The sequence below is a fragment of the Zavarzinella formosa DSM 19928 genome (genome assembly GCF_000255705.1).
GTDB classification, from domain to species: Bacteria; Planctomycetota; Planctomycetia; order Gemmatales; family Gemmataceae; genus Zavarzinella; species Zavarzinella formosa.
Genome location: NZ_JH636463.1, coordinates 427 through 6,994 on the forward strand (window position 1 = coordinate 427; position 6,568 = coordinate 6,994).

Annotated in this window: 7 protein-coding genes; 4 read left to right on the forward strand and 3 right to left on the reverse strand. The window is 56.5% G+C overall.

Going from position 1 to position 6,568, the window contains the following annotated elements; translation table 11 throughout:
- Both BGIM_RS56605 and BGIM_RS0147635 read left to right on the forward strand, forming a co-directional pair.
- Positions 1 to 304 (forward strand): transposase (locus BGIM_RS56605; RefSeq protein ID WP_084760713.1); only part of this gene is annotated, 304 nt, incomplete at its 5' end.
- Positions 305 to 401: 97 nt separating this feature from the next.
- Positions 402 to 620 (forward strand): hypothetical protein, encoded by a 219-nt coding sequence (locus BGIM_RS0147635; RefSeq protein WP_020476613.1) that lies wholly within the window; start codon positions 402 to 404, stop codon positions 618 to 620.
- A gap of 1,783 nt (positions 621 to 2,403) precedes the next feature.
- Here the strand turns inward: BGIM_RS0147635 and BGIM_RS0147650 are convergent.
- A complete protein-coding gene (locus tag BGIM_RS0147650; RefSeq protein ID WP_162136370.1) occupies positions 2,404 to 3,252 on the reverse strand; it encodes a helix-turn-helix transcriptional regulator in 849 nt (282 codons plus the stop codon).
- Between the two features lie 247 nt (positions 3,253 to 3,499).
- Between BGIM_RS0147650 and BGIM_RS66810 the strand changes: the two genes are divergently transcribed.
- Positions 3,500 to 3,868 carry a MerR family transcriptional regulator gene (locus tag BGIM_RS66810; RefSeq protein WP_202947425.1) on the forward strand — a complete coding sequence of 123 codons (369 nt, stop codon included), beginning with the start codon at positions 3,500 to 3,502 and terminating at the stop codon, positions 3,866 to 3,868.
- A 109-nt stretch (positions 3,869 to 3,977) separates the two neighbouring features.
- Here the strand turns inward: BGIM_RS66810 and BGIM_RS0147660 are convergent, their stop codons facing one another.
- Together BGIM_RS0147660 and BGIM_RS59705 are read right to left on the reverse strand one after the other, a co-directional pair.
- A complete protein-coding gene (locus BGIM_RS0147660) occupies positions 3,978 to 5,279 on the reverse strand; it encodes a site-specific integrase (RefSeq protein ID WP_020476619.1) in 1,302 nt (433 codons plus the stop codon).
- Positions 5,280 to 5,670: 391 nt separating this feature from the next.
- Positions 5,671 to 6,189, reverse strand: coding sequence for an HNH endonuclease (locus BGIM_RS59705; RefSeq protein WP_238537859.1), 519 nt, complete (start codon positions 6,187 to 6,189; stop codon positions 5,671 to 5,673).
- A 68-nt stretch (positions 6,190 to 6,257) separates the two neighbouring features.
- On the opposite strand from BGIM_RS59705, the gene BGIM_RS65710 reads away from it, so the two are divergent.
- Positions 6,258 to 6,428: a hypothetical protein gene (locus BGIM_RS65710; RefSeq protein WP_020476621.1), complete on the forward strand. Its 171-nt coding sequence runs from the start codon at positions 6,258 to 6,260 to the stop codon at positions 6,426 to 6,428.
- Positions 6,429 to 6,568: the final 140 nt, after the last annotated feature.

Here is a 6,568-nt window from a genome sequence, read left to right on the forward strand (position 1 = left end):
GCGTGCCTTCCGACAGTACAAAGTCATTCACGTGATCTGTGACAACGCCGCCAACCACCAGCCGGACCGAAGTTTGGTCGTGCGGGCGTATCTGGCTGAACAAAACGACCGGATTCGGGTTCATTTTTTGCCGAAATACGCCCCGGACACCAACCCGATTGTACGGGTCTGGTGGCGACTGCATGAGGCCGTGACGCGGAACCACCGATGTGATTCCCTGACCCATTTGATTGACTTGACCTTCGACTGGCTGGAAGAGCGGCGGTTTTTCCGCGTCCAAGACTCAACATACAACGCTGCCTAAAATCACTGATACTTTCGGGCAAGGCGGGAGCTATTTAGTCCGCCGGGGCATTGTCATCGCCCCGGCGGACTGGAAGGAACGGTCGCGGGTGCTGCGAATGATCAAGCCGGCAGACGCCGGCCACGGTCTGATTTACCCTCGCAGCCTTGCCGGGCTTCGTTCGGTGTTCGCCGAGTATGCCTCGTATCCGGCCTGGTGGCTGGACGCCAAACCGGCCGAGGTCGTGGAGGCGTCCGCGGCACTGCGGAATCTGACTCGCTATGCCGGCTGGCAGCTCCCGCTCTCTGCGAGCAAGAAGAAATCCAAGTCTGAATAAGCGCTTACTCGGAGAAAGACTTGCCGAAGCAAATCACCAACGGGGTGGCTGTATGGTGAGCTCTTGGAACTGGCCGGGAACATCAAAGGCAACAAAAAACGGAACCCGCATGTTCGCTTGCGGAAAAGCCTGCCTGTCCGGCGTGTGGATGCGATCCGGGTTCGGGCGAAACTCTCACGTCTCCGGATGCCACCCTGTCCGGCAGGCCATCATGGGCTTTCCGAAGGATGTAACCTGATGAATGCCAGCACACATCCGCGACCGTGCGAAGTCTCGACGGGTGCTCCTCGCTCAGCGCTTGCCGAGAGTCCTGAATTCGCGGGATGGGGAGCAGCGGCCTTGCTTCTCTCGGGAAACAGTCGTGACAATCGCCGCTCTCCAGCAGTTTCCCAAAAGCCCTGCGTGGTTCCGCTGAAGTGAATTCCGCGATTTGCGCGAAGTCTCATGCTCGACATACGAAGTGCGTGCTTCCGTACCGATCCAAGGTGACCAACCGGACAATGGCGATCATTCAGCCACTCATCCATTTCGTCCTGCCGTGCAGGATCAGGATCGTCACACTCTGCTCTTCAACCGCCTGATCCTGACGGTCAACAGGACAATTCTGCCATGCTGACGCAACTGATCCAAATCCGGTTGCAGACGGGCGGGATCTTCGCCCTCGTTGCCCGCCGCGCGGACTGACGGGACAAACTTGTCCCGAATCAATTCGAGCAAATCGGTCAGTTCTCCGACCTGAAAACAATATCGCCAAGTTTTCACCGGAATGGAGGTGCGGTTCGTGCCGCAGCCCGGTCAGATGATCGCTTTTTCCCTTTCCCGCATCCGTCGTGACGGCCATTCGACGGATGGGTTTCTATCTCCGCTTGCGGACACCCAACGACCGGGATCCGGATCGACAACGCCTTTCAAACCTCTGTCTGGAAACGGACTAACTTGCCCTTGCGAAGTTCAATGGCCGGTTGCTGGCCGTCGGAGCCAGCGAAGACTTGCCGTTAAAAGTCACGCCCGAACACACGGAAGAGGCGGGAATCAGCCGGCCGACAAACGACGGGCGACGAATATCGGATGGAGTAGTTGTTCTTCCCGGTTGACATCCGCCATCCTTCCTCGGTGTTGACCACAGCGAACGGTGTGATCGCGAGTCCAAAGAGATCGGCTACGAGCAGTTTGAAGGAAAGTTTAAAGACACCGGTCAGAAGCTGGCAAGGTGACAAGTCGCGCGATGGCGGCATCATCGGGCGAATGATAATGTGGCCCCAGACCGGACAGTGGATCCTTCAAAATTGCTTTGGCCTGAGATCCCTTGGCGGCAACGGCAAGAGCCGACCACACAAGCCTGCGCCACGTTGACAGACCTGATCCACTCGACATATTCGACGGTCAGGATGAGGGTGCCTCATCTTCCGTGTCACAGGCCACAGCCAATCGGTGGTTGCCGGAGAAATTGTTTGAGAGCCGATGGCCGCGGCCAGACATGTCAGTCTGGCAGACCTTCCAGTCAAGACACTTGGAAAAGAAGTGGTCGGACCGGTCGAGGAAAATTTTCTTTGCGTGGGCTGCCGCCTGCGACGGAAACTCATGCCGTCGTCAAGCAGGCGGCCGATGAGGGCGGCGTGGAATCAAATGGTGTGCCCGGCCTAAGATTCCACCTCAGCATGAGATCTGGAGGACTTGCGACAGGAATAAGCGGCATGGCATAATTGCCCGCACATCAAGCGAACATCTCGGGGCCGCTGCTTTCTGATGTCAGGGCCGACATGAAACTTTGTCCGCTCATGGCTCAGGTTCGGACCTGCATTAACTGAAGTCCGACCACGTCTTGAAGTCGAAACCTCCAGACCGCCTGCGGCGACTCCATCGGTTTCTTCTCTGTGGATCCCTCGGAATCCTTCTCGGCTGGTTTTTTTATCCCGCCTTCCTTTGGTTTTTTTGCCGCCTCGGGGGCGGAAGGTGTGTCATCATCCCCGAAATCGCCGATCAGCCTCGCATCAATGCGACGGCGTACTTTTATCTCCGGATAAGGTATCGGCTCGGCCTTCTCGGTTAAAAGTTTTGCCACCAATTTTTGTTGCATGAGCACCCAACCCTGTTCGGGTTGGTGTTCCAATCGCCCCCATAGCGGGGTCGTCTGGCTGTACTCACCGACATGCACGAGACAAAGCCTCGGTTTCGTTTGCATCAGGCTTGCAATGACACGCCGGTCGGTTTCAAACAGCAGCAGGTCGTCCGGCCGATACTCCCCACCCAGCAATTGCACGAACGGACTGTCGGCGCGGACCCGGTGATAGTAGCAAGAGGCTCTGGCAAAGTCCGGCATGACGCCATAGTGACCCCCGGACAACAGGGCGGCATTTTCCGATGGCGAACCCAGCAATAATGCCTCACTGACAGGCAACGTGTCCGACGGAGGGGTGGTGAACATTGGCGGCTCCCCGGTCATCACCCAATGTTGATTCAGACCTGACAGATCCGCAATCCGTCGCAATAAATCTTCCGAGGGGGGATGAGCACGGCGAATGACTTTGTTCAGCAGACTGGGACTCACTCCGATCGCCCCGGACATTCGTGCTTGATTGCCTCCGAACAATTGACCGAGCACTTTAATCACCCGATCACAAGAAGATGACATTCCGTCTTCCTCCCCGTCAACTAAGCCGGCGTTTTTATCTTTGGTGTCGGGGTTCACAGGATTCCAAAGATCCGGCCGTTCTTTCAAGCGAAATTGCTCTGACATAAGTAAGAATCCTAAGATGCCTGATTATTCAACTTAAATTGAATTTGATTGAATTACATTGAATATAATACAATTCGTGAACAAGTTGGTTTGAAAGCTTTTGTGTTTTTTCCGGGTGACAAGAGATTTTGAGGACACCGCAATGGCTGAGTCCAGAGGATTCGATGAGCGAGAATCGGCTGTCGGGAATATCGCCTCACAGTCTGGCATGAACCGGGAATCAATCCGGGAGTTGATCCAAGACATCGTTCTTCAGGTGATGATGACCGTGAATGCTTCCACGGTCGGGATCAGCGCCCGCCAATCGTCGGAATGGTATGACATCCCCGCGCTGGCCAAACTGGTGGACCGGAACCCGTTCACGGTTCGCGAATGGTGCCGCCACGGCCGGTTGAATGCCAAAAAGAAGCGAAGCGGCCGGGGAAGATCCTGCGAGTGGGTCGTCAGCCACCAAGAATTGCAACGCTACTTGCGGGAGGGATTGCTTCCTCCCGCCCGGCATGGAGCTTGACTCCACAATTCCTCGGGGGGCACGGAGACGCAATTTGAATTGAGTTGATCGGACATTATTAATGGAACCGGGATAGCTCGATGGCCGGGCCGTCCCGGTTCCATGGTCTTCATGAATCATTCTCCGGCGTTGACACCCGCCTGCCAAACACCAAACTCATGGCCTCACGTTCTTGGGCCGGGATCAGGTGGGTGTACCTTTTCCGCATGTCCTCGGTCTGGTGACCGGACCACGAGTCGATTTTTCGCTGATCCACCCCGACGGCCGCGCAGTTGGAGATGAAACTATGCCGTAGCACGTGCCATCCCCTCAGAACCGCCCATTTGCCGCCCGCAAGAGTTCTTCGGAAATGATCGGTCGCCTCATCACGCGTGATGACGACCGGTGAGAGATGTTTCTTGACACTCCAGACGGAGCGTTCGGACCGGGCGAACAACATCGGGCCGCCGGGATGGACAACCAGCCAGTCAGTCAGGCATCGAACCAACCGTTCGCTCATCGGCACCCGTCGCATTGTTTCCCGGCCCCGGTCACGCTTCTTCTCGCGGATGAGCACGAATCCGCTTTCAAAATCGACGTCGCCCGCCCGGACGCGCATTAACTCGGACCGCCTTGCCCCGGTGTGGGCCGCAAACACGAACATGGGTTCGATGAAGGGATGACTGGCCGTGTCGCGAACATAATCCAGCAATTCCTCGACCTCGTCCGCGGGCAGAAACAAGCCGTCCCAAAGTTCCCTGGCCTCGGTCGCCGTCGTGACTCGTTGGAGCCGGCGTTCAATTTCGGCACGGGTTTGAAAGGGAGGTTTCTGACGGGCCTTCGGGAAAACCAGTCCCTTGTTCGGAAACGGTCCGTCCAGAAAACCGGAGGCGACCGCCCAGTTCCACATGGCCCTCAGACTGGACAGTTCTTTTTTCAGGGTGGCCGTCTGAACCGGCTTGCCATGCTGACCGGGCTTCACGGCCCGGCGTTGGACATGCCGTTGAAGGTCGGGTTGTTTGAGACTCTGCATGGGAAAAAACTCCCCCAAAGTGGCGGTGATGTGCTGTAGGTGAATCTTGACCGTATACAGTGAGGCGGTCTCCATTCCCCCGAGTTCCTGGACGGCGACATACTTCTGGCTGATTTCGGCCAGCGTCAGCAATGGGGTTTCGCTTTTTGTTTCAACCGCCCCTCTTTTCGGCTCCGGCCGTTGCGATTGTCGGCCGCCGGACAGCACAAATGCGACCAGGTCGGCCCCGTCCGGCAGGACCAAGGCTCCTTGGCGGATGAGGCTCAAAGTGCGATCCACAGACCCGGCGATGGCCTCGGCCTCGCGATAATCACCGGTCGCCAGCGAGGTGGTGTGGCGGCGATTTTGAAAATAGAAAATCAGCCGAAAAAAATTCTTGCGTTGCTCGATCGTGGCCATGAAACAGTCCTCCGTGGGCGTTTGACGACGCCCGTCGTGACTGTGTTTCAGCCCCCAATGCAAATGCCATCCAAGTCCAACAACCTTCCCAAATCCTTCCCACGGGAAGGTTGGGATCTTGGCAAGGCATGAAAAAAGGGTTTACGACTTTCGTCGTAAACCCTTGTGTATCCGGTGAATGCCGAGGACAGGAGTTGAACCTGCACACCCTTGCGAGTACTAGCTCCTGAGGGTAGATCTTCTGCCAATATTTGGCATTGATGACACGTTGCATTCGTGTTGCAAGTTGTTAAATATCATGGCTTTGAGTAGATCAAAGCCGCTCACCGCATTGTATTCACATTGCAGAAACATGGGCAACATATGCAGAAGAATTGCAGAAGAATTTGTCTCAGGGAATGATGTTCAGGCGGGCAAACTCCCCCGCTAGCGGCAGGACCGCCTTGTTGTACGCCAATGCCGCCTCAACCTCGCTATCGAAGTAACCGACGAAGTGAGTCTTGCCCTTCCAGTTGAACATGACCCGCCATTTCCCATGCCGCGAATACCACGCCACTCCTTTGTATTTTGAACTGCCACGCCTCTGTCCGCTGTTCTGCTGGTTCTCCGCATTGGTGCAGATGCGAAGGTTCTGTCGCCTGTTGTCAAGAGTGTCGCCCGTGATGTGATCGACCATTTCCCCCGGCTTTGCCCCGAGAATCAGGCGGTGCATGCGAATGTTGTGATGCTTTTGCTTGTCCCGGTCCCAGGCGGTCGTCACGGCATGAACCTTGCCGCAACTTCCTCTGCTGGCATGCCACTTGTGGGAGAGGATCATATCCGCATCCTCGTCATCAATCACCGCCGTGTGGCCTTGCGCTAGCTCGATCTGCACCCGCCGACCGTAGCGCGGATTTGAACCTTTTGGCAAGCAGTTTCTCATCACCTCCTGCGATCATAAAATCAATCCCTCACCCAAGGCAGGAGACCATCGCAGACATGGAAGTGAAGCCGGACAAGACCTGCCCAAAATGCGCCAGCACGGATTATCGCTTTCGAGGTCGGAAGCCTGTTGATGCGAACGAGAAAAAGGGACTGGCCGCCGGGACGGAAACCAAATACCAATGCGCGATCTGCGGCCATCAATGGAAGGTGCGTGTGGCGGCGTGACCGGGCGGGCAACCACTGGCTCATTTGTCCAGCACCTCACGAACTTTTCTGGCCAGCGACAGCGGCGTGTACGGTTTGCGCAGGAAGGCAACGTCGGCATGAAGGATGCCATGGCGGACCACGGCATCGTCGGTGTAACC